At 51.8% G+C, this 22,274-nt stretch carries 21 protein-coding genes, 1 other RNA gene and 1 riboswitch; of the genes, 18 read left to right on the forward strand and 4 right to left on the reverse strand.

Going from position 1 to position 22,274, the window contains the following annotated elements; translation table 11 throughout:
• Positions 1-14: 14 nt before the first annotated feature.
• The 3 genes from L2Y54_RS09005 to thiC all read right to left on the reverse strand — a co-directional run bounded on the left by L2Y54_RS09005 (position 15) and on the right by thiC (position 4,550).
• Complete coding sequence (locus tag L2Y54_RS09005) at positions 15-1,688, reverse strand: vWA domain-containing protein (protein ID WP_236501510.1); 1,674 nt, start codon at positions 1,686-1,688, stop codon at positions 15-17.
• On the reverse strand, positions 1,685-2,302 hold the full coding sequence (locus L2Y54_RS09010; protein ID WP_236501511.1) for a hypothetical protein: 618 nt from the start codon (positions 2,300-2,302) through the stop codon (positions 1,685-1,687). Before L2Y54_RS09010 ends, L2Y54_RS09005 begins: the two co-directional genes overlap by 4 nt.
• 358 nt (positions 2,303-2,660) lie before the next feature.
• Positions 2,661-4,550, reverse strand: a complete 1,890-nt coding sequence (gene thiC / locus L2Y54_RS09015) for a phosphomethylpyrimidine synthase ThiC (protein ID WP_236501513.1) — start codon at positions 4,548-4,550, stop codon at positions 2,661-2,663.
• Positions 4,551-4,587: 37 nt separating this feature from the next.
• Positions 4,588-4,679, reverse strand: a riboswitch (TPP riboswitch).
• A 155-nt stretch (positions 4,680-4,834) separates the two neighbouring features.
• Between thiC and L2Y54_RS09020 the strand changes: the two genes are divergently transcribed.
• The 12 genes from L2Y54_RS09020 (at position 4,835) to murD (ending at position 15,530) form a co-directional block, all read left to right on the forward strand.
• Positions 4,835-5,122 carry a hypothetical protein gene (locus tag L2Y54_RS09020; RefSeq protein WP_236501514.1) on the forward strand — a complete coding sequence of 96 codons (288 nt, stop codon included), beginning with the start codon at positions 4,835-4,837 and terminating at the stop codon, positions 5,120-5,122.
• A gap of 115 nt (positions 5,123-5,237) precedes the next feature.
• On the forward strand, positions 5,238-5,447 hold the full coding sequence (locus L2Y54_RS09025) for a hypothetical protein (protein ID WP_236501515.1): 210 nt from the start codon (positions 5,238-5,240) through the stop codon (positions 5,445-5,447).
• Between the two features lie 24 nt (positions 5,448-5,471).
• Positions 5,472-5,826, forward strand: an RNA gene (gene rnpB / locus L2Y54_RS09030) — RNase P RNA component class A.
• 115 nt (positions 5,827-5,941) lie between these two features.
• Complete coding sequence (gene tnpA / locus L2Y54_RS09035) at positions 5,942-6,373, forward strand: IS200/IS605 family transposase (protein WP_236501979.1); 432 nt, start codon at positions 5,942-5,944, stop codon at positions 6,371-6,373.
• 335 nt (positions 6,374-6,708) lie between these two features.
• Positions 6,709-7,164, forward strand: coding sequence for a division/cell wall cluster transcriptional repressor MraZ (mraZ, locus tag L2Y54_RS09040; RefSeq protein WP_236501516.1), 456 nt, complete (start codon positions 6,709-6,711; stop codon positions 7,162-7,164).
• Positions 7,165-7,188: 24 nt separating this feature from the next.
• Positions 7,189-8,115 (forward strand): 16S rRNA (cytosine(1402)-N(4))-methyltransferase RsmH, encoded by a 927-nt coding sequence (gene rsmH / locus L2Y54_RS09045; RefSeq protein ID WP_236501517.1) that lies wholly within the window; start codon positions 7,189-7,191, stop codon positions 8,113-8,115.
• The gene (gene ftsL, locus L2Y54_RS09050) at positions 8,112-8,384 is read left to right on the forward strand and encodes a cell division protein FtsL (protein ID WP_236501518.1); all 273 of its coding nucleotides are present in this window, start codon (positions 8,112-8,114) and stop codon (positions 8,382-8,384) included. Before rsmH ends, ftsL begins: the two co-directional genes overlap by 4 nt.
• 50 nt (positions 8,385-8,434) lie before the next feature.
• The gene (locus tag L2Y54_RS09055) at positions 8,435-10,231 is read left to right on the forward strand and encodes a peptidoglycan D,D-transpeptidase FtsI family protein (protein WP_236502011.1); all 1,797 of its coding nucleotides are present in this window, start codon (positions 8,435-8,437) and stop codon (positions 10,229-10,231) included.
• Entirely contained in the window at positions 10,228-11,721 is a 1,494-nt protein-coding gene (locus tag L2Y54_RS09060; RefSeq protein WP_236501519.1) for a UDP-N-acetylmuramoyl-L-alanyl-D-glutamate--2,6-diaminopimelate ligase, read from the forward strand. The genes L2Y54_RS09055 and L2Y54_RS09060 overlap by 4 nt, the downstream gene beginning before the upstream one ends.
• Positions 11,718-13,079 (forward strand): UDP-N-acetylmuramoyl-tripeptide--D-alanyl-D-alanine ligase, encoded by a 1,362-nt coding sequence (locus L2Y54_RS09065; protein ID WP_236501520.1) that lies wholly within the window; start codon positions 11,718-11,720, stop codon positions 13,077-13,079. Before L2Y54_RS09060 ends, L2Y54_RS09065 begins: the two co-directional genes overlap by 4 nt.
• Positions 13,079-14,161, forward strand: a complete 1,083-nt coding sequence (gene mraY / locus L2Y54_RS09070) for a phospho-N-acetylmuramoyl-pentapeptide-transferase (protein WP_236501521.1) — start codon at positions 13,079-13,081, stop codon at positions 14,159-14,161. The genes L2Y54_RS09065 and mraY overlap by 1 nt, the downstream gene beginning before the upstream one ends.
• A gap of 19 nt (positions 14,162-14,180) precedes the next feature.
• Positions 14,181-15,530 (forward strand): UDP-N-acetylmuramoyl-L-alanine--D-glutamate ligase, encoded by a 1,350-nt coding sequence (gene murD / locus L2Y54_RS09075; protein WP_236501523.1) that lies wholly within the window; start codon positions 14,181-14,183, stop codon positions 15,528-15,530.
• Here murD and L2Y54_RS21860 read toward each other — a convergent pair.
• Positions 15,514-15,570, reverse strand: a complete 57-nt coding sequence (locus tag L2Y54_RS21860; RefSeq protein WP_414718467.1) for a hypothetical protein — start codon at positions 15,568-15,570, stop codon at positions 15,514-15,516. The genes murD and L2Y54_RS21860 overlap by 17 nt on opposite strands.
• A 16-nt stretch (positions 15,571-15,586) precedes the next feature.
• Between L2Y54_RS21860 and ftsW the strand changes: the two genes are divergently transcribed.
• Genes ftsW through ftsA form a run of 6 tightly spaced genes read left to right on the forward strand, consistent with a single transcriptional unit; the run spans position 15,587 to position 22,269 of the window.
• Positions 15,587-16,756: a putative lipid II flippase FtsW gene (gene ftsW, locus L2Y54_RS09080; RefSeq protein WP_414718468.1), complete on the forward strand. Its 1,170-nt coding sequence runs from the start codon at positions 15,587-15,589 to the stop codon at positions 16,754-16,756.
• On the forward strand, positions 16,746-17,870 hold the full coding sequence (gene murG / locus L2Y54_RS09085) for an undecaprenyldiphospho-muramoylpentapeptide beta-N-acetylglucosaminyltransferase (RefSeq protein ID WP_236501525.1): 1,125 nt from the start codon (positions 16,746-16,748) through the stop codon (positions 17,868-17,870). The genes ftsW and murG overlap by 11 nt, the downstream gene beginning before the upstream one ends.
• Complete coding sequence (gene murC, locus L2Y54_RS09090; protein WP_236501526.1) at positions 17,867-19,303, forward strand: UDP-N-acetylmuramate--L-alanine ligase; 1,437 nt, start codon at positions 17,867-17,869, stop codon at positions 19,301-19,303. The genes murG and murC overlap by 4 nt, the downstream gene beginning before the upstream one ends.
• Positions 19,300-20,220, forward strand: a complete 921-nt coding sequence (locus L2Y54_RS09095) for a D-alanine--D-alanine ligase (RefSeq protein ID WP_236501527.1) — start codon at positions 19,300-19,302, stop codon at positions 20,218-20,220. The genes murC and L2Y54_RS09095 overlap by 4 nt, the downstream gene beginning before the upstream one ends.
• The gene (locus L2Y54_RS09100; RefSeq protein ID WP_236501528.1) at positions 20,220-21,044 is read left to right on the forward strand and encodes a cell division protein FtsQ/DivIB; all 825 of its coding nucleotides are present in this window, start codon (positions 20,220-20,222) and stop codon (positions 21,042-21,044) included. The genes L2Y54_RS09095 and L2Y54_RS09100 overlap by 1 nt, the downstream gene beginning before the upstream one ends.
• Positions 21,025-22,269: a cell division protein FtsA gene (ftsA, locus tag L2Y54_RS09105; protein WP_236501529.1), complete on the forward strand. Its 1,245-nt coding sequence runs from the start codon at positions 21,025-21,027 to the stop codon at positions 22,267-22,269. Before L2Y54_RS09100 ends, ftsA begins: the two co-directional genes overlap by 20 nt.
• Positions 22,270-22,274 lie beyond the last annotated feature (5 nt).

Consider the following 22,274-nt stretch of genomic DNA (forward strand, 5'->3'; position numbering starts at 1 on the left):
CTGCCTCCCCTAGCTTACATTTCCGAATTCAGCAAATTACCGATGCGAAATGAGGCGGAACCCGCACTCGATTCGGTATACGCGCCTTCTGCCAGACTCGCCATTTCCTTGAGTTCGGGCGAGCTTAGTTCGTAAGCAATGGTATGAATCGGGATGCCGACCAATTCCAGCAAAGTCTTGGTTTGCTCGAAATCCACGCCCATATTGGTTTCACCATCGGATAATACGAAAATCACGGTTTTGTAATCCGGGTGGGTCTTTTTGAATTCGCTCAGCAAATTCGCCGCCACCAAAGTGGCACTGTAAGTCGCGGTCTTGCCGCCCACCGAAAGCTGTTCCACCGCGCCGTTAAATAAGGATTTTTGCTGTACGTTGAACGGGTTAATCGGTAAATCCACGTTCACGGTATCGTTGTACGACACCAAGCCAATCGCATTATTGGCACTGATCAGGTCGGAGGATTCGATCAGGGCTTTTTTCAGATTTTTAATGCGTTCGCCTTCCATTGAGCCGGAAATATCGGTAACAAACACTGCCGCAACGGGTTTGCCGCCGGACTTTTTCTGTTTCCAAAGTTTTTGCGCTTGGGCGATTGTGTTGCCATCGGGAATTTTGTAGGCATCGCGGAAATCGGGGCTGGTTTCAAAGCCGTACTTGGTTAGCACTGCTTTTTGGGTAGCAATGTAGTTAGCAAACAGCTTCAAGGTTTCCAACTCCGCCGGGTCAGCTTCGCTGGTGGCATACAGCGGGTTGTCGTGGCGCACCCCGAACGGCACGAATTGGTAATCATCCATGCCGGTGGCACTTAACCAAGTTTGTTCGCTGCCAACAAAGCCATCCAATACGCCGCTGCCCATGGCGGCATCACGCATTTGCAGGGTGTTTTGCGCCACAAACGGCACACCAAGTTGGAAGGCTTCAAACGCGCTGGCAACATCCGGCGACAACATTTGGCTGTGATCGCCTTTGGCAAACGCATCCAGCACCGTGATTAAAAAGTTTAACCCCGTGGCGGATTGGTAAGGGTTGGTGTAGCCCATCGCAAATTCGCCGCTGCTGACGTTGGTGAGTAATTTAGCAACGTCAAGCTTACCATCGGTGGTAATCAGGTCGAGTTTGGTTTTACGTGCAATCACCCCGCCAACGCTGGAAGCGGTTACGTCGGCAATCGTGGTGAGTTTATTGCTGCTGCTATTCACCAAACTGCCCCACAAGGCATTCGCGGGGGAATACGCTTCGGCAATGTACTGCCCGGTCATAATGAATTGCGCCCCTAACCCGGAGTCGAGCTTGCGGATGGTAATCGCGGCTTTTTTGCCATTGCTCAGGGTTTGGCGTTGTTGGTTGAAATTTTCCGCTAACTCCAGATAAACGCCATCCAAACCTTTGCCTGCTTTGTCGGCAGAGGTGAAAATTTCTGCGACTTCGGTGTCATTACTGTCGGTTACGTCCAGCAACAGCGGGTATTCGGCTAAATCCGGCAACATTGCCAGCAAATTGGTGCGGGTTAACTGAATATTGGCGCGATACTGGTTTTCGCGCTGGGTAGGTTGAATCTCGGTTTGTACCAGTTCGGCGACTTTGGCTTCGGCCTTTTCTTTGGTGTCGAGGGTTTCGCCGCAACCGCTTAACGTGGTGGCGACTAACCAAGCGAGGGCTGTGACAGTAAGTGTGTTGCGCATATTCATGACTGAGTTCCTGTGTGGCTGGCGGTTTGCGCCAAACTGACTAAACGCGCCAAGGTGTCGAGCCGCGCAAACTCGCTGACTGAGCGAATATTGGCGACTTCCACGGCGGTTTCGTTTAAGGCAGTGAAGAATTTATCGTTTTCGGCGAGTAACGCGGTGATGCGTTGTTGTTGTTCCTGATGCAAATCCGATTGTGCAGCTTGGCGGTTTAATCCGGCAAGGCTGTGCCCAACCGCCACCATGTCGGTGAGATTTTGCACCACGTGTTCCTGCACGCTACGCGCTGCATTCAGGTAGGTAATTGGGGCGAAGGTTTTGCCGATAAAACGGGTTTCCACCACCGAACGGTAATCATCGAGGATGTCGGTGAGGATATTGGCTTGTTTCACACCGGCACTGATGTTTAATTCGGTTAAGGATTCGCGGGCATTGTCCAAGCGTTGCATTAAGGTGGCGTGTTCGCGCAGATTGCGTTCGTGTAGCCACAAAGCTTCGTCCTGCATTTTGTAACCGAACAGGCGGTACAATAGCGGCACGGTTAGTGCGATCAAAACCGCCGCTACGGTATAAATACCCAGCAGCCACCAGGGTGCTTGAAACCACCAAGCAAACAAGCCGACTAACGCCGCCGAGAGTGCCAGCGCGAGCAGGGTGTATGCTTTGATGGTGTTATAAGGATTTGGGGCAGAAATAAGCGTTCTCCTCGCACAGTCTTACCTAACGGCTATTGTAGAAGCATATTGCCTCACTGTGTCAACGATACGATAAACTGTTAGATAAGGGGTTAAGCTTGAGATCATTCAGCTATCATTAAGTTTGATTTATTTGCATAAAAATAAATCATGACCAATTTGGCACTATAAGCGCTAAAATCCAAGACACTGAATCTCCTTATCTAGTGACTTGGTTGAGAAGCTTTCAGTTTTTCACGCCTCCGATTCCCCCTGTTTCGGAGGCGTTTTTTATTTCAGCTTATGCCTGATGGTAAAGCTTGCTCCCTGTTTTAATGAATTCCACCGCTTTTTCTTCCATGCCTTTTTGCAGCGCTGCTTGCGCGTCCACACCTTGTTTTGCAGCGTAATCACGCACGTCTTGGGTAATTTTCATCGAGCAGAAATGCGGCCCACACATGGAGCAGAAATGCGCCACTTTGGCGGAATCTTTCGGTAAGGTTTCATCGTGGTATTCACGCGCCCGATCCGGGTCTAGTCCCAGATTGAACTGGTCTTCCCAACGGAACTCAAAACGCGCTTTCGACATGGCATTGTCGCGGACTTGTGCGCCCGGCCAGCCTTTCGCCAAGTCTGCCGCGTGTGCCGCAATTTTGTAGGTAATAATCCCGACGCGCACATCTTCCTTATTCGGCAAGCCCAAATGCTCTTTGGGAGTGACGTAGCACAGCATCGCGCAACCGTACCAGCCAATATTCGCAGCCCCAATGCCGGAGGTAATGTGGTCGTAGCCGGGCGCAATGTCCGTGACCAATGGCCCCAAAGTGTAGAACGGTGCTTCAAAGCAATCCTGCAATTCCTTGTCCATATTCTCTTTGACCATGTGCAACGGCACGTGACCGGGGCCTTCAATCATCACCTGTACGTCGTGTTGCCAAGCGATTTTGGTCAATTCACCCAAGGTTTCGAGTTCAGCGAATTGCGCTTGGTCATTGGCATCAGCGGCAGAACCGGGGCGCAAACCATCACCCAGCGAGAAGCTCACGTCGTAAGCTTTCATGATTTCGCAAATGTCTTCAAAATGCGTATACAGGAAGTTTTCCTTGTGATGTGCCAAGCACCATTTCGCCATGATTGAGCCACCACGTGACACAATGCCGGTAACACGATCTGCGGTCATCGGCACATACGCCAAGCGCACGCCTGCGTGAATGGTGAAATAATCCACGCCTTGTTCCGCCTGTTCAATCAGGGTGTCGCGGAAAATTTCCCATGTGAGGTCTTCGGCTTTGCCATTCACTTTTTCCAGTGCTTGGTAAATAGGCACTGTACCGATGGGCATGGGCGCATTGCGCAGAATCCATTCGCGAGTTTCGTGAATGTTTTTGCCGGTGGATAAATCCATCAGGGTGTCGCCGCCCCAACGTGCCGACCATGCCATTTTTTCGACTTCTTCTTCAATGGAAGAGGAGACCGCTGAGTTGCCGATATTGGTGTTGATTTTGACGCGGAAATTGCGCCCGATAATCATCGGTTCGAGTTCGGGGTGATTGATATTGGCAGGGATAATGGCACGGCCTTCCGCCACTTCCTTGCGCACGAATTCGGGAGTGACTTCCGCAGGCAGGTTTGCGCCCCATGCTTGTCCGCCGTGTTGGCGTAACAGTTTGCTATAACGCGGATCAGCGCGTAATTCTTGCAAGCGCATATTTTCACGGATGGCGACGTACTCCATTTCCGGCGTAATGATGCCTTGGCGGGCGTAGTGCATTTGCGAGACATTGTTGCCTGCTTTGGCGCGGCGTGGGGCGCGAAGGTGGGCGAAACGCAGGTGCGCGAGTTTCGGGTCGTTTTGGCGTGCTAGACCAAAATCGGATGTGGGGCCGTCGAGTTGTTCTGTGTCATTGCGCTCCAGAATCCAGTTCAGGCGCACATCGGGAATGCCTTCCAGTAAATTGATGGTGACATTCGGGTCAGTGAACGGACCAGAGGTGTCGTAGACCGGAATCGGTGGATTTTCTTCCGCACCAAAACTAGCAGCGGTGGGGTCTTGGTCGATTTCACGCATTCCCACGCGAATGTCGGCGCGTGAACCCAGCATGTAAACTTTACGGGAGTTGGGAAACGGTTTAGTGACTTCGCTGGACAGTTCAGCGGTTTTTTTTAGGAAGGCAGCAGGTATTGCGCTCATCAGTGTTTTCTCCATGAAGGTTCGGGTAAAAACTCCACGGCAAGCGCTGGAGCCTCCCTACACCGGTATGATCCGTATCAGGTTCCAAGGGTATAATCTCAGCCTGTGAAGGCACCCCCGGCTCATCAGGTTACACTGTAACAGATTCGTGGCTGATCAGGTATAACCCGACAAATTGTCGCAGGAATACCACGCTTGATCGGCATTTTGCGTTTTCTAAATTTGTATTTAAGCAAAGTCTTATACTATGCTGCGGTTTTAGAGTGTTAAGCAGGAGCTTCTGCATGAACGATTTAGTTGCACGCACCCACTGTGTTGTGCCGTCGGAAGTGCTTAAAGCACTACTGGTGGCGGGGATTGCCGGGGTGATTTTCCTCAGTATTGCGCGTTTGATGGGGGTCGAAGTGCCTGCCGCGTTAATCATTGGTGTGATTGGTTTTTTCTTTGCGGGTGCTATTTTGGCATCACACGGTCTATCCATCCTCCGTAAACCAGGTTTGGTTTTGTTGATTGGTACGGTTTCCATTGTGGCAGCAGTACAATTGCAAGGTGTCATTTTGAGCGTTATCTAGTGATTTTTTACACTTCGGTATCCTGTAAAGTGGATTATGTTAGTTTAACGTAAAGCAGTTTGAGGAAATTTGAGCTATATCTGTATTCTTTCCGTCAGGTGTCAAAGGAGTGTCCGTGACCAAGTGGTTTATTAATAGTGTGACTGATCTGTTGATTGCGTTTACCTTGGCAACGTTACTCTTATTTATGGTTGCAGTGAATTACCCAGAGCTATTTCCCCAACGGTTTTTCCAGTATTGGGCGGTTGCCACGCCTGATGCGATGCCCCCCGCGCCGTCGGAGGCTCCACGGCAAGTTTCTGTTGTCACACAGGTGCAACGTTGACACTTATCTGTTATGTTGCGCCCCAGAGCTGATCGGGCAATCGCGGTTTCTTGCGCAAGTAGGAAATGGAGGAAAGTCCGGGCTCCATAGGGTAGAACGCCAGGTAACGCCTGGGCAGCGTGAGCTGACGGAAAGTGCAACAGAAAGTAAACCGCCTGTGAGCTTGCTCATCGGTAAGGGTGAAAGGGTGCGGTAAGAGCGCACCGCGTCGCTGGTAACAGTCGATGGCACGGTAAACCCCGTTCGGAGCAAGACCAAATAGGGATGCATTGGTGTGACCCGCACTGCATCCGGGTAGGTTGCTAGAGGTGTACGGCGACGTACATCCCAGATGAATGATTGTCCATGACAGAACCCGGCTTACAGATCAGCTCTATCTTTTTTCTTATTGGTTATTTGACTTATTAATTTTCAATCACAAGGTTTAAACCACCGGCTTTAGCCGGTCAGCTTTAGCTGCGATAATGCGCTGTATGAACGAAGCGAGGTGCAGCATGGATTACCGCTATGGCAGTCACACGGTCTATCAGATTGAGTATCACTTTGTTTGGGTGACGAAATACCGTTACAAGGTGTTGACGGGAGAAGTAGCGCAGCGTGTGCGTGAGCTTGTTCGGCAGACTTGCGAGGCATTTGAGATCAGGATAGTCAAAGGCGTGGTGAGCAAAGACCATGTGCATATCTTGGTGAGTTGCCCGCCGGAACTAGCACCGAGTGAAATCATGCGTCGGATCAAGGGAAGGACATCCAGTCGGCTGTTTGAGGAGTTCCCCCATGTGAAGAAACGTTACTGGGGAAGGCATTTTTGGGCACGCGGGTATTTCTGCGCCACCGTGGGTCAAATGACGGAAGAGATGATCAAACAGTATTTGGAGCATCACTTTGAGCCAAATCCAAACGACCATTTCAAGATGGAACCGGAGTAAGCGTACCGACACGTCGTTTAGCCGACGTGTATCCGGGACTTTCAGTCCGTAGCAAAAAAACCCACCAGCTTTAGCTGGTGGTTGTTTAGTCAAAATAATAACGCATCAAATCTTAATCCTTGTTCTGAGGAGTCTATTATAAATCATTGATTATAAAATAATTCACTGGGTCGAATTCGGCGCATTTGTTTTGTTTTTGCCCTCTATTATTTTATTTAAAGTGATTTTGATCTGATTTTATTGACAGGTTGCGGCTGTCTGCCTATATTCTCATTCAAGTGGAAGAAAGTGGAAAAAAGTGGGTTGAATTCCCATTTTAAGTGGAATTGGATGGTATGTTTCGTGGTATTTCCAACATCTCGATTGATCCTAAAGGCAGGCTCGCCATGCCCGCTAAGTATCGCGAGGATATTGTGGAAAACACTGCGGGGCAGATTGTCATTACGGTTGATCACACCGATAAGTGCTTGCTTGTTTACCCGATGGATCAGTGGCTGAAGGTCGAAAAAACCCTGATGTCTTTGCCCAATATGAATCGCCGGGTACGCAATATGCAGCGTCTGATCTTGGGTCATGCGGCTGAGTTAGAGCTGGATGCGCAAGGACGGGTATTGCTGCCAGCCCCGTTGCGCGAATACGCGAACATCGACAAGCGTGCGGTATTGGTTGGTCAGGCGAATAAATTAGAATTGTGGGATGCTGATACTTGGGAAGCCGCTCGTGAGTCTTGGTTGCAGGAAGCGCAGGACGATGATGAGGCGACTGAGATATTGAATCAGGTTTCCATGTAATGCTGATAAAAGGTGGTTGATTCAGTGTTGAAACATGACACAGTGCTATTGCAGGAAGCCGTGCAGGCATTGAATGTTCAAGAGTCGGGCACTTATGTCGATGGCACGTATGGTCGTGGTGGTCATTCGGCGTTGATTTTGGAACATTTGGGTTTGAGTGGTCGCTTGATTGTGATTGATAAAGACCCAGTGGCGATTGAACATGCCCGCCAGCGTTATGCTGCGGATGCACGGGTGTCTGTGTGGCACGGTTCGTTCCGGGACTTCCCACAAGCGCTGTTGGCAGCCGGTGTAACGGATAAAATTCAGGGTGTCTTGCTGGATCTGGGGGTTTCTTCCCCACAATTGGATGATGCAGAACGTGGTTTCAGCTTTATGCGGGAAGGACAACTCGACATGCGCATGGATATTACCAGCGGTGAAAGTGCCGCGCAGTGGTTGAACCGGGCAGACGAGGCTCAAATTGCCGACGTGCTGTGGCGTTATGGTGAGGAACGTTTTTCCCGCCAAATTGCAAAAGAAATTGTACGTACCCGGATTAATACGCCATTGGAAACTACCACCCAATTGTCGAATTTAATCGCCAGTGTGGTGCATAAACGTGAGCCGGGCAAAAATCCTGCTACCCGTAGTTTTCAGGCCATTCGCATTAAGGTCAATCAGGAATTGGATGATGTCGAGGTGTGTTTGCAGCAATCGGTGGAATGGCTGGCATTTGCCGGGCGTTTAGTGGTCATTAGTTTTCATTCCCTTGAAGACCGCATCGTTAAACATTTCTTGCGTGATAATTCCAACGTACCTAATTTGCCCAAAGGGTTGCCTATTATGCCAGCCTTTATTCAGCCACCGATGAAACTCATTGGTAAAGCCGTGCGTCCTTCTGCGCTGGAAGTGGAGGGCAATGTCCGCGCCCGTAGCGCCATTATGCGTATCGGAGAACGGTCTGCATGAATAGAGGTGGCTTGCTAACGTTGGCATTACTCTATTTTCTGGTCATTGCCTTGGCATTGATGATTGTGGTGAATCGTCACCATTCACGGCAATTGTTTGCTGAATTGCAGAAGTTAGAAAAAGAACGTGACGAATTGAGCGCTGATTGGAGTCGCTTGAAATTGGAACAAAGCGTTTTGTTAAATCAAGTACACGTGGAAACCCGTTCTAAACAGGTGTTAAAAATGCAAAAGCCCAGTGCTGATAACATTAAGGTAATACGCGAGTGAGGCGTAAGGCACTCAAATCCCCGGTGTTTCAGGGGAGACGCTTGTTTTTGATGCTGGCTTTGCTGATCGTGATTGGCGTCCTGATGTTGCGTGCGGCTTGGTTGGAAATTTTTCAGCAAGAATGGTTACAACAGCAAGCCGATAAGCGCCAGATGCGTGTCGTGACCGTACCTGCTTACCGGGGCATGATTACTGACCGTAATGGCGACCCGATGGCAATCAGCTCCCCCGTCTCTTCCTTATGGTGCAACCCGCAGGAGTTACTGCAAGCCCGTGAGGAATTGCGTCATGAGTATGAACTGTCACGTCAGGTGACAGATGCTACCGTTGGTGATAGCGCGGCAGAAGAGCGTGAGGTGCAAGAGTTGGCGAGCACCCGTTTTGCACGCCTGGAATCCGGGTTCCGTCAGATTGAAAAAGAGCTGGGTTTGGAAGATGGCGGTTTGCCTGCCAAGTTAAAAGAAGCCAGCAGCAAACAATTCTTTTACCTTGGGCGTCAATTGCCATTAGAAGTCGCGGATAATATTTTAGCCTTGGATTTACCCGGTGTGGCAGCAACACGCGAATACCGTCGTTATTATCCTTTAGCCGAAACTGCTGGGCATGTGGTGGGCATGACCAATGTTGATGGCAATGGCATTGAGGGTATTGAAAAAGCGCGTAACGAAGTATTGGCGGGTAAAAACGGTCAAACGCGCGTGGTGCGTGATGCCAAAGGCAAGTTGGTCGAAAGCGTGATCAGCATGGAAGAAATGCAGCCTGGGCAGGATGTGCGGCTCACGATTGACCGTCGTATTCAATACCTCGCTTACAAAGAACTGAAAACGCAAGTGTCGCTACTCAATGCCAAAGCGGGTTCCGTGGTGGTATTGGATGCACATACCGGGGAAATCCTCGCGATGGCAAATGTTCCTTCCTTTAACCCCAATAACCGTAAAGAGTTGGAACCCTATCTCTATCGCAATCGCGCCGTGACGGATAAATCCGAACCGGGTTCAACGTTAAAGCCATTGACCATTGCGGCAGCATTAGAAGCGCGGGTATTAGGTGCGGATGTTGAAGTGAATACATCACCGGGTGAAATTAAATTCGGCAAATACAGCGTTAAAGATCCCAAAGATTATGGCTCAGTCACGTTGCCCACGTTGTTAGCGAAATCCAGTAACGTCGGGGCAAGCCGGGTGGCATTGCTGATGAATGCGCGTGATCAGTGGATGTTCCTCAGTCGTCTGGGGTTTGGGCAAACGCCTAATGCAGGCTTTTCGGGTGAAACAGCGGGAATGCTGACCAACTACACACAATGGGGCAAGGTTGACCGTGCCTCACACGGTTACGGTTACGGCCTGTCCTCCAGCTTATTGCAGCTAACTCATGCGTATGCACCGTTTGCGGCGAATGGGGTGTTGATGCCGGTTTCCATTTATAAGCCAGAGAAGCTTGGTCTTGGTCAGCAAGTGATGAGCCCTGATACCGCGAGTTCTGTCCTGCGCATGATGGAGGCGGTGGTGCAGGAAGGTGGTACCGGTGAAAAAGCCATAGTAGATGGCTACCGTGTCGCGGGTAAAACCGGGACAGCTTATAAATACATTGACGGTCAATACCAGAATGATCGCTATTTAACGAGTTTTATCGGCGTTGCGCCTGCGAGTCGCCCGCGTTTGGTGGTGGCAGTACAAATTGATGAGCCGAAAATTGATGACAGCGGTGGTCGTGCTGCTGCCCCGGTTTTTTCTAAAGTGATGGCGGAAGCACTGCGTTTATTGGACGTACCCCCCGATAATTTACCGGATGCCAAGCAGGCAGTGCAGCAAGCACCCGTAGTGAATACAGCGGGAGGGGCAACATGACGATGGTTTCCCTGCGTGAGTTGTTGCACGGTATTGCGGATGCAGTACCTGATGTTCAGGTCAATGGTTTGACACTGGATAACCGCGCTGTGCAACCCGGTATGGCGTTTATTGCATTGCGAGGCACGCGCCAGCACGGTTTGAGTTATGCCGCCGCCGCTGTGCAAGCCGGTGCGGCAGTGGTGCTTTACGAGCCAGAAATAGGTTTACAACAGCCACCCTTGTCGGTCGAGTTAGTGCCGGTGTCTTCCTTACGGGAACATTTAGGCACACTCGCCGACCGTTTTAATGCCAGCCCCAGTGCCGAATTGTTCATGGTGGGCGTGACAGGTACTGACGGCAAAACCTCGGTGAGTCATTTTGTCGCCGAAGCACTGAATGCGATTCACCCACAGCAAGCCGCCGTGTTGGGAACGTTGGGGATTGGTGTGCCGGGCGCGTTGCAGCCTGCCACGCATACCACGCCGGATGCGCTGACTTTGCACAGTTTGTTACGGCACTTGCAGCAGGATGGCTTTACCACGGTGGCAATGGAGGTTTCCTCGCACGCGCTGGATCAGGGGCGTGTCAATGGGGTGCGCTTTAATGTGGCAGCGCTGACAAATCTTACCCGCGACCATTTGGATTATCACGGCACGGTTGAGGCGTATGCCGAGGCTAAGCGTAAGTTGTTTCACTGGCCTGATTTGCAGGCAGTGGTGCTGAATCTGGATGATGCCTTTGGGCAGCGTTTGGCGGCAGAATTAACCGGTAGTGCGCTGCGGGTAATGGGTTACGGTGTCGGTAATGCGGCGGATTATCCGGCTGACACCTTGGTGGCAAGCAATCCGGTATTTGATCATAGCGGCATTCGGGCAACTGTGTGCGTTGGGCAGCAGGAAGCACTGCTACAAGCCCCTGTGTTGGGGCAATTTAATTTGCATAATTTGTTGGCAGCTTTGGGCGTATTGTTGGTGAAAGGCTTAACGCTGTCAGCGGCTTTACAAGGTTTGCAGCAGGTTCAGGTCGTGCCGGGGCGCATGGAGCGAGTCACGTCGACTTCGCTCAGTGACCGCTTGGTGGTGGTGGATTACGCGCATACGCCCGGTGCATTGCAGCAAGTATTAAAGGCGGTACGGGTGCATACCCGTGGGCGTTTGCTGTGTGTGTTTGGCTGTGGTGGCGACCGTGATCGTGGAAAACGTCCTTTAATGGCGGAAATTGCTGAATCAGATGCTGACGTGGTGATCGTAACCGACGATAATCCGCGCTCTGAAAATCCGCAGCAAATATTTGAGGACATTATGCAAGGCTTCCACAATAAAACGGGTGTTGTCTTTGAACACGACCGTACTAAAGCCATTCGTTTCGCCATTGGGCAAGCCCAACCCGGTGATACGGTGTTAATTGCAGGTAAGGGTCATGAAACTGTGCAAATTCTTGCACATGGCACGGTGCCGTTTGATGACCGCATTCAGGCAGCCTTGGCGTTGCAGGAGTGTGGCGCATGACTTGGCTGAATTTGACTGAAATTGCGCAAATGGCAGGTGGTACGCTTCACGTCCCGGATGTTGAGCGTAGCCGAACGATTGCCATTGAGCGTGTCGAGCGCGATTCCCGCCAGGTACAAGCCGGGGATTTATTTCTCGCCTTGCGTGGTGAGCGTTTTGATGCCCACGACTTTGTGCCGCAAGTTGCGGGTAAAGCCAGTGCTGCGCTGGTGTCGCACGTTGTTGATGCCCCGATTCCGCAAGTAGTGGTTGATGATGTGCGCTTGGCATTGGGGCGTTTGGCGGCTGCTTGGCGGCAAGGTTTTCAGCAGCCGTTGGTCGGTTTGACCGGCAGCAATGGCAAGACCACCGTCAAAGAAATGCTGACAGCTATTTTGTCGTTACAGGGTGATACTTTAGCCACGCTCGGCAATCTTAATAACGATATTGGAATGCCACTGACGTTATTACGCTTGCGCCCACAACACGCTTTTGCGGTGATTGAAATGGGTATGAGTCATTTCGGGGAGATTGATTATTTGACCCGTATTGCCTGCCCAGATGTTGCCATTATCAATAATGCAGGTGCGGCTCATTTGGAGGGGGTTGGTGATTTGGCAGGAGTCGCACGTGCCAAAGGTGAGATTTTCAATGGCTTGTCAGCAAGTGGTATTGCCGTTCTCAATGCTGATGATACGTATCTGGATTATTGGCGCGGTCTGAACGCCAGCAGGAAGATAATGACTTTTGGTCTGGATAACGCAGCGGATGTCCAAGGCAGTGTCGTTGATAATCAGTTATGTATTACTGCCAATGGGCAATCCGTTATGGTCAGCTTGCCATTATTGGGGCAGCACAATCAGATGAATGCGTTGGCGGCTGCGGCTGCGGCACTGGCTGTGGGAGTTGCATTGGATACCGTAAAGCGTGGTTTGGAATCTTTGCAAGCGGTTAAAGGGCGTTTGTACCCGAAACTAGGGACACATGGCGGTTTGGTGATTGATGATACTTACAATGCCAATCCGAGTTCTACAGCGGCAGCGGTAGCAGTATTGGCAGGAATGCAGGGCAGGAAGGTGTTGGTATTGGGTGACATGGGCGAGTTGGGTGCAAATGGGGCAATGTTACACGCGGGCATTGGGCAACAGGCGGCACAAGCCGGAATTGATGCTTTGTATACCTTAGGCGCATTGAGTGCCAATGCCAGTGCTGCATTTGGTCATGCGGCGAGTGCTTTTAGTGAGTTGGATGCGTTGCTGGGTGCATTGCAGGTGGAATTGCAGCCGGGTACGACCCTGTTGGTGAAAGGTTCGCGTTCTGCGCGGATGGAACGGGTAGTGGATGCATTGACAGTCGCGGCTGTCCGGGAGGCTGCGTAATGTTGGTGTGGTTGTTTGATTTCCTGAGTGATTTTTACAGCGGTTTTGGGGTATTCCACTATTTGACCTTGCGTTCGATTTTGGGTTTATTGACAGCGCTGTTTATCGCCTTGTGGACTGGTCCCAGCATGATCCGCGCCCTGACCCGTTTGAAAATTGGGCAATATATTCGTGAGGATGGTCCGCAACATCAAATGAAAGCGGGTACGCCGACGATGGGTGGCGTGATGATTATTTTGGCAATTGCTGTGGCGACCTTGCTGTGGGCAGATTTGTCGAATCGTTACGTATGGGTGGTGTTGTTTGTCACCTTGGGTTTCGGCTTGGTGGGCGGTTTAGACGATTACATTAAGCTCAAAAAGCGCCGCAATATGGGGTTAACTGCTCGCCAGAAATACGTTGGCTTGAGCCTGATTGGTTTTGCTGGTGCGTTTTACTTGTTTTTTAGTGCGACAAGTCCGGTTGAAACCACGTTTTTCCTGCCGGTATTTAAAGATGCGTATTGGCAGATGGGGTGGTTGTTTATACCTTGGGCTTATTTGGTGGTGGTGGGTTCGAGTAATGCGGTAAACCTGACCGATGGTTTGGATGGCTTGGCGATTATGCCGACCATTATGGTGGCTGGCGGTTTGGCTATTTTTGCTTATGTGAGCGGACATGCCACAATTTCGCAGTATTTGGGTGTGCCACGAATTCCTGGTGCGGGCGAATTAGTGGTATTTTGTGCGGCAATATTCGGTGCTGGTTTGGGGTTTTTATGGTTTAATACCTACCCCGCGCAAGTGTTCATGGGCGACGTGGGCGCATTGGCACTGGGTGCGGCGCTGGGTATCGTCGCGGTGGTGGTGCGTCAGGAAATCGTGCTGGCAATTATGGGCGGGATTTTTGTGTTAGAAACGCTCTCGGTCATTATGCAAGTAGGCTATTTTAAAGCTACCGGAGGCAAGCGGATTTTCCGTATGGCTCCTTTGCATCACCACTATGAGAAGAAAGGCTGGCCCGAACCACGGGTTATTGTCCGTTTTTGGATTGTCACCGTGATTCTGGTGATGATTGGTTTGGCAACCTTGAAGATTCGTTAAGGCAATGAGTGACGCTGGTATGACAATGCAAATGCACAATTGGGATACGCTGGTGGTTGGCTTAGGTCAGACCGGGTTATCGGTTGCGCGGCATTTACAGGCACGTGGCGTGGCTTTTGCGGTGGTGGATAGCCGTGCGAATCCGCCGGGTAAGGCTGAGTTGCTGGCAGAATTTCCGCAAACGCCTTACCACTTCGGGGCATTTGCTGAGGCAGCCGCGTGGTTTGCCAGTGCGGCTACCTTGGTGGTTAGCCCCGGCATTGCGATTGCGACCCCGGAAATCCATGCAGCGGGCGAACGTGGGGCGGCAATCATTGGCGACATTGAGTTGTTTGTGCGCGAAGCATCAGCACCCGTGATCGCAATTACGGGTTCTAACGGTAAAAGCAGTGTCACCACGCTGGTGGATTTAATGGCGCAAAAAGCCGGGATGAAGTCCTACGCAGGCGGCAATCTGGGCTATGCCGCGCTGGATTTGCTGGCACAGCCGATGCCGGATGTGTATGTGATGGAACTTTCCAGCTTTCAGTTGGAAACCACCCAATCACTACGCGCCGTTGCAGCAGTGGTCTTAAATGTCAGCGAAGACCACATGGATAGATACCCCAGCTTTGCTGATTATGCTGCCGCCAAGCAAGTTTCGTACCAGAATTCAGGATGTGCGGTAGTAAATCGTGACGATCCGGTAGTGATGGCGATGCTAAGCCAAGTGGAATGCGGGTGTAGCGTCAGTTTTGGCTTGGATATTCCGACGGACGGTCAATACGGTCTGCGCGAACACGCCGGTAAGCGTTGGTTAGCTAAAGGTGAAACCTTGTTGCTGGCTGTGGATGAAATGCGGTTGCCGGGTGAGCATAACTACGCGAATGCGCTGGCAGCGCTGGCGTTAGGCGAGGCAGCCGGTATTCCGTTGGACGGCATGTTGGCGGCTTTGCGTGAATTCAGCGGTTTGGCACATCGCACCCAATGGGTACGCGAACGCGCTGGGGTGAATTGGTATAACGATTCCAAAGGCACGAATGTTGGCGCGACGCTGGCGGCTTTGGCTGGTTTGCCCGGTAAAACGGTGCTGATTGCGGGTGGGCAGGGCAAAGGTGCAGATTTTTCGCCCTTACGCGCGGTGGCAATGGCAAAAGCACGAGCATTGGTATTGATTGGCGAAGACCGTAATAAAATTGCCGATGTGGTGGAGGGTTACGCCCCGTATGTGTTTGCCCACGATATGGCAGATGCGGTTGCTATTGCGGCAGAGCTGGCGCAGTCGGGGGATAATGTGCTGCTGTCACCCGCCTGTGCGAGTTTTGATATGTTTAAAAGCTATGTGCATCGTGGTGACGTGTTCAGTGCGGAAGTCAGGAGCTTGCCATGATTAAACTGCCTACCTTGACGCTGGATACCCCGACCGACAATTTTTGGTCACGTTATGTGGATCGTGATTTGCTGATTGCGTTGCTGGCAATCATTGGTATCGGAATTGTGATGTTGGCATCGGCATCCTTATGGGTGGCAGAAAAGCAGTACAACGACCCGTATTTTTACCTGCAACGTCAAACATTCTTTTTGGCGATAGGCTTGGTATTGGCGGTGGGGATGTACCAGATTCGGGTGGATTTCTGGCAGCAATTAGGGGTGCGTTTATTACCGATTGTATTGGTGTTGTTGGTGTTGGTGCTGATCCCCGGTATTGGCAAGGAAGTGAATGGCAGTCGGCGTTGGTTAAATCTGGGTTTTATGTCGGTGCAGGTATCAGAGTTGGCAAAACTGATTATGTTGCTGTACTTGTCAGGTTATTTGATTCGTCATGGAAAAAGCTTGGCGACGTCGCCGTCTTATCAGCCCTTGTTAATTCCCTTGGTGGTGTTGGGTGTAACGGGTGGTTTGCTGTTATTAGAACCCGACTTTGGTTCGACTGTGGTGATTTTTGTGACGGGTTTGGCGCTGCTATTTTTGGGCGGTGTGCCGTTGAAACGTCTTGGGATTCTGCTTGGCGGCGCGATTTTGGTAATGATTCCGGTGTCCATGATGGGCTATCGAGGGGCGCGTTGGGATGCCTTGATGAACCCCTGGGCGCACGAAGCCGACAAGGGGTATCAGACGGTTCATGCCTTGATGGCAATTGGTGACGGCGGTTGGTTTGGCAATGGCTTGGGTGGCGGTATCCAGAAATTGTTTTACCTGCCAGAAGCGCACAACGATTTTATTTTCTCGATATTGGCGGAAGAGTTCGGCTTTATCGGCATGTTGGTAGTATTGATTTTGTACGGTTGGTTGGTGTTACGCGCGTTTGTGATTGGTTTTCAGGCAGATAAGGCGGGTAAGCATTTTGGCGCGTATGTGGCTTATGGGATCGGGTTCTGGATGGGGTTTCAGGTCATTCTGCATGTTGGGGTGAACTTGGCGGTATTGCCCCCGAAAGGTTTGACCTTGCCGTTGATGAGTTATGGCGGGAGCAGTTTGTTGATTACGTTGATGTCAATGGCGTTATTGATGCGGGTGCATCGTGAAACCCAGTTGGTGCAGTTTGGTTTGCCAGAAGTACGTGCGCCCAAACCACCCAAAGCGCGAGCGATTCGGAGGACTACCCGTGGCGAGTAAACAGCAGCGTCCGATTATGATTACCGCAGGCGGCACGGGTGGGCATGTTTACCCCGGTCTGGCGGTGGCGCGTGCCTTGATCGCACAGGGAATTCCCGTGGTGTGGATGGGGACGCGCAAAGGTTTGGAAGCGCGGGTGATTCCCGAAGCCGGTATTGAAATGGCGTGGTTGGATGTCAGTGCCTTGCGTGGCAAAGGCTTGCGGGCATTGTTGTTAGCGCCAGTGAATTTGGTACGGGCGTTGTGGCAAGCGCTGCAAATCGTGCGTAAACATCAGCCTGCTGCGGTATTGGGCATGGGCGGCTTTGTGGCAGGGCCCGGTGGCTTAATGGCGGCATTGCTGGGCAAGCCGGTAGTGATTCATGAGCAAAATGCCGTCGCAGGTTTAACCAATAAACTGTTATCGCGTGTCAGTCGGCGGGTGTTGGAAGGTTTCCCTAGCACATTTGCTGCCAGCCAAAAGGTAATGGCAACCGGCAATCCAGTACGTTTGGATATTGCCAGTTTGCCCGCCCCGCTGGAGCGCTTGGTTGATCGTGACGATGAGCCGGTACACGTATTAGTGGTCGGTGGCAGTCTGGGAGCGCAAGCTTTAAACCAGATGGTTCCGCAAGCCTTGGCGCAATTGGATGCGGCAATTCGCCCAGTGGTGCGCCATCAAGCTGGGGTGAAAAACATTGACGATGCTCGCAGCCAATACGCCGCCACGGGTGTTGAAGCGGAGGTGATGCCGTTCATTGAGGACATGGCGGAAGCGTATGCATGGGCGGATTTGGTGATTTGCCGTGCCGGTGCGCTCACGATTGCCGAATTGGCAGCAGCGGGTGTAGCGGCATTATTAGTCCCTTATCCGCACGCGGTGGATGATCACCAGACCGCGAACGGCAATTACTTGGCGGAAAACGGCGCAGCGTTATTAATTCAGCAGCGCGATTTAACCCCAGAAAAACTCGCGGGCGTATTAACAGATTTGTGTACGGATCGCGCTCGTTTACGGCAAATGAGCATTGCGTCACGCACGTTGGCGAAGCCTCATGCAACGGCACAAGTGGCGGCGATTTGTGCGGCTTACGCCGGTTATGATTTCGATAATTCAGCAGGAAAACAACAATGAAAATAGGCAAGGACGATCTGGCTCGCAAACGCATTAATCGGCTGCATTTCATCGGTATCGGTGGTGCAGGGATGGGCGGCATTGCTGAGGTGGTCGCCAATTTGGGCTATCAGGTATCCGGTTCGGATGTGGCAGAGGGCGCGATGACCCGCCGTCTGCAATCGCTGGGGATTACAGTTTACAAAGGTCATGCCGCGGAAAACGTTGCGGGCGCGGACGTGATCGTGGTGTCGACCGCGATTGATACGGCTAACCCGGAAATCGTGGCGGCGCGTGAAAAGCGTTTGCCGATTGTGCGCCGTGCGGAAATGTTGGCGGAGCTAATGCGTTTCCGGCAGGGCATTGCGGTGGCAGGTACGCACGGTAAAACCACGACGACCAGTTTGACCACGAGTTTGCTGGTGGAAGGCGGGATGGATCCGACTTACGTGATCGGTGGCAAACTGAACAGTTCCGCGAGTAATTCCAAACTCGGTACGGGTGAATATCTGGTGGCAGAGGCGGATGAAAGCGATGCGTCATTCCTGCACCTGCAACCGATGATTGCAGTCGTGACGAATATCGACGAAGACCACATGTCGACCTATGGCAATGATTTCAATAAGTTGAAGCAAACATTTATCGAGTTTTTGCATCACTTGCCATTCTACGGGTTGGCGGTGTTGTGCGTGGATGATGAATACGTGCGCGAAATCATGCCGGAAGTCGGGCGACCTATCGTCACTTATGGCATTGATCAGGAAGCGGATGTGCGGGCGACGAATCTACGCTTTGAGGGCACACAAAGCCATTTCACGGTGCATTGCGTCAAGGGTGAGCGCACCTTAGACATCGTGCTGAATTTGCCGGGTCGTCACAACGTTTTGAATGCACTGGCGGCGATTGCGATTGCAGCAGAATTGGATGTGTCGGATCACGCCATTCGAGATGGTTTGCGCAAATTTGACGGCGTAGGGCGGCGTTTCCAGCAATACGGTGACATTACCTTCGCACCCGGCAAGCAAGCAACTTTGGTCGATGATTACGGGCATCACCCACGTGAAATGAAAGCGACGCTCGAAGCGGTGCGCAATGCGTGGCCGACGCGGCGTTTGGTGCAGGTGTTTCAGCCGCACCGTTACACCCGTACCCGCGATTTGTTTGAAGATTTCGCGCAAGTATTGTCGGAAACCGATGTGCTGGTGTTGATGGATGTGTACCCCGCCAGCGAACAGCCAATTCCGGGTGCTGATGGGCGGGCGTTGGCACGGGCGATTCGTATCCGTGGCAAGGTTGACCCGATTTTTGTGACCGACGTGGAAGACGTACCGGGTGTGTTAAAGCATGTGTTGCAAGACGGTGATGTGATTCTGACCCAAGGCGCGGGTAGCGTGGGTGCATTAGCCGCGAGTTTGCCCGAAAAACTGATGCTGAAGCCGGAGGGTGGTGCATGAGCCAGAATCTGACGGCTAAATTCGGCAAAGTCGCGGTGTTATACGGTGGTTGGGCAGCCGAGCGCCCAGTTTCGCTGAAAAGTGGCGCGGCAGTGCTGGCAGGCTTGCAAGCCAGTGGCGTGGATGCGCATGGCATTGATGTTGATCGTAACATTATTAAGACACTTCAAGACGGTGGCTTTGATCGGGTATTTAATATCCTGCACGGTGCTGGCGGCGAAGATGGCGTGTTGCAAGGTGCGCTGGAAATTCTCGGTTTGCCCTATACCGGCTGTGGGGTGATGGCTTCCGCGATTAGCATGGATAAGCTCATGACCAAACGGGTCTGGGCGGGCGCGGGCTTGCCGACGCCAGCGTATCGGGTGCTGACAGCGGCTACCGATTTTGATGCGGTGATTGCCGAGTTGGGTTTGCCGTTGATGGTGAAACCGGCGACGGAAGGTTCCAGCATTGGCATGAGTAAGGTGAAAGCGGCGGCGGATTTGGCGGGTGCTTACCACAAAGCCGCCGAATGCAGCGCGGTGGTGATTGCTGAGCAGTGGATCACTGGCGCGGAATATACCGCTGGAATCGTTGCTGGCGAATCATTGCCCCTGATTCGCTTGGAAGTGCCGGGTGAGTTTTACGATTACGAAGCGAAATATATCTCGAATGATACCCGCTATTTCTGCCCCTGTGGTTTGGATGCGGCGGAAGAGCAGGCCATGCAAGTGCTGGCACAGCAAGCGTTTGCTGCGGTTGGCGGGCGCGGCTGGGGGCGGGTTGATCTGATACGCGATGCCCAAGGCAAAGCGTGGCTGATCGAAGTCAATACAAACCCCGGTATGACGGATCACAGTTTGGTGCCGATGGGCGCTCGTGCGATTGGAATGGATTTTAACGCGCTGGTGGTGCGCATTTTGGAGACGACATTGTAATGGCAACAACACGCCGCAACACAGTTAAACGTACCCGCTCAGGCTTTAGTTTGCCTGAGGTGTCGCCGGTTTTACTGAAGCTGATTGCGGTGTTGGTGTTGGGTGTTATGTTGCTGGCAGGCGGCTTAGGGGTAAGGGCAATGCTCAATAACCCAGAAAACCTATCCATTAGTCGGATTGATCTACAAGATGGGCTTAAGTTCATCAAAGATACTGAGTTACAAGCAATTACGGATAAATATCAGCAAACCAATTTATACCTGCTGGATGCCAATGCGTTGGAAACGGAACTCAAAGCCTTACCGTGGGTACGTGGCGTTAGCTTACGTAAAGCGTGGCCCGACCGTTTGATTGTGGGCATTGAAGAGCAGCATCCCGTGGCGTTTTGGGGGCGGGAACGCCTGATGAATAAATACGGTGAATTATTCAGTGCTGATCTATCTTCTATACGTGGATTATTGCCAACTTTATACAGCCCGGAAGATAAAGGGCGCGAAATTGCGGAGCGTTATCTGCAAGTCAAGGAATGGCTAAGCGGTTTACCATTGGAAATCTCGGAACTGACTGAAGATGTTAGTGGTTCATGGCGTTTGAAAATTAAAGATGGCCCGGAAATCATGATCGGTAGCGAAGATCAGGAACGTCGGATACAACGCTTTCGCGTTGGTTTTCAGCAGGAATTAGCAAAAAAACTAGCCAATATACGGCGAGTGGACTTGCGTTATACCAATGGTTTTGCAGTGGAATGGAAGAAATCCCCAGTTGGCTCGCGGGATTCAACGAACGGAGTCGCAGGAGTGAGTGATGTCAAAGAAAGAACATAACGTGATTGTAGCGCTGGATCTGGGTACATCCAAAGTGGTGGCTCTGGTCGGCGAAATCAATGACGCAGGACGTTTGGAGATTATCGGCATTGGTTCATACCCGTCACGGGGTATGAAAAAAGGCGTGGTGGTCAATATCGAGTCCACTATTCAGTCGATTCAGCGGGCGGTGGAAGAAGCCGAATTGATGGCGGGTATCCAGATTCGTTCGGTATACGTGGGTATTGCCGGTAGCCATGTGCGCAGCCTGAATTCTCACGGGATTGTGGCGATTAAGGATAAGGAGGTCACGGTCAATGATGTAGATCGCGTCATGGATGCGGCACGGGCGGTGGCAGTGCCTGCGGATCAGCGCATTTTGCATGTATTGCCTCAGGAATACATCATTGACCAGCAGGAAGGTATCCGTGAGCCGATTGGCATGTCAGGCGTGCGGCTGGAAGCACGGGTGCATTTGGTAACGGCAGCGCACAGTGCGGCACAGAATTTGGTTAAGTGCGTGGAGCGTTGCGGCTTGCACGTGGAAGACATCATTCTGGAGCAAGTTGCGTCTAGTTACGCGGTGCTGGAAGAGGATGAGAAAGAGCTGGGCGTTTGCCTCGTGGATATTGGCGGCGGAACCAGTGACATTGCGGTGTTCATGAACGGTTCGATTCATCACACGGCGGTGATTCCGATTGCAGGTGATCAAGTCACTAATGACATTGCGGTCGCGGTTAGAACCCCAACGCAACACGCGGAAGAGATTAAGATTAAGCACGGACGGGCGCTACGTCAGCTTGTCGATGAAGACGAGTTGATTGAAGTGCCGGGTGTAGGCGAACGCGAACCGCGCAGTCTGTCGGTACAGACCTTGGCGTCGGTGATTGAGCCGCGTTACGAAGAATTATTTTCACTGGTGCTTCAGGAGCTGCGTCGCAGCGGTTATGAAGAACGCATTGGCGCAGGCATTGTGCTGACTGGCGGCTCCTCCAAAATGCGGGGAGTGCGTGAGTTAGCCGAAGAAGTGTTCCACATGCCGGTACGGATCGGTATGCCTCGGAACATGGGCGGCTTGCGTGGTGAAGTTGAAAACCCTATCCATTCCACTGGGGTAGGATTACTGCTGTACGGGATGGCACAGCAGGCATATGGCACCAAGCGCACTTATCCCACTCCCGGCGTTATGTCGACGGAAGATGGCTGGTGGGATCGCTTGAAAAGCTGGTTTAACGGTAATTTTTAACAGTC

Origin of the sequence: Thiothrix winogradskyi, assembly GCF_021650935.1 — a bacterium.
Lineage (GTDB): Bacteria > Pseudomonadota > Gammaproteobacteria > Thiotrichales > Thiotrichaceae > Thiothrix > Thiothrix winogradskyi.

Bases quoted from the DNA above. Each gene is read 5' to 3' on its own strand.
- L2Y54_RS09005 (WP_236501510.1), bottom strand. From the start codon at position 1,688: ATGAATATGCGCAACACACTTACTGTCACAGCCCTCGCTTGGTTAGTC.
- thiC (WP_236501513.1), bottom strand. From the start codon at position 4,550: ATGAGCGCAATACCTGCTGCCTTCCTAAAAAAAACCGCTGAACTGTCC.
- L2Y54_RS09020 (WP_236501514.1), top strand. From the start codon at position 4,835: ATGAACGATTTAGTTGCACGCACCCACTGTGTTGTGCCGTCGGAAGTG.
- tnpA (WP_236501979.1), top strand. From the start codon at position 5,942: ATGGATTACCGCTATGGCAGTCACACGGTCTATCAGATTGAGTATCAC.
- mraZ (WP_236501516.1), top strand. From the start codon at position 6,709: ATGTTTCGTGGTATTTCCAACATCTCGATTGATCCTAAAGGCAGGCTC.
- ftsL (WP_236501518.1), top strand. From the start codon at position 8,112: ATGAATAGAGGTGGCTTGCTAACGTTGGCATTACTCTATTTTCTGGTC.
- L2Y54_RS09055 (WP_236502011.1), top strand. From the start codon at position 8,435: ATGCTGGCTTTGCTGATCGTGATTGGCGTCCTGATGTTGCGTGCGGCT.
- L2Y54_RS09060 (WP_236501519.1), top strand. From the start codon at position 10,228: ATGACGATGGTTTCCCTGCGTGAGTTGTTGCACGGTATTGCGGATGCA.
- L2Y54_RS09065 (WP_236501520.1), top strand. From the start codon at position 11,718: ATGACTTGGCTGAATTTGACTGAAATTGCGCAAATGGCAGGTGGTACG.
- mraY (WP_236501521.1), top strand. From the start codon at position 13,079: ATGTTGGTGTGGTTGTTTGATTTCCTGAGTGATTTTTACAGCGGTTTT.
- murD (WP_236501523.1), top strand. From the start codon at position 14,181: ATGACAATGCAAATGCACAATTGGGATACGCTGGTGGTTGGCTTAGGT.
- murC (WP_236501526.1), top strand. From the start codon at position 17,867: ATGAAAATAGGCAAGGACGATCTGGCTCGCAAACGCATTAATCGGCTG.
- L2Y54_RS09095 (WP_236501527.1), top strand. From the start codon at position 19,300: ATGAGCCAGAATCTGACGGCTAAATTCGGCAAAGTCGCGGTGTTATAC.
- L2Y54_RS09100 (WP_236501528.1), top strand. From the start codon at position 20,220: ATGGCAACAACACGCCGCAACACAGTTAAACGTACCCGCTCAGGCTTT.
- ftsA (WP_236501529.1), top strand. From the start codon at position 21,025: ATGTCAAAGAAAGAACATAACGTGATTGTAGCGCTGGATCTGGGTACA.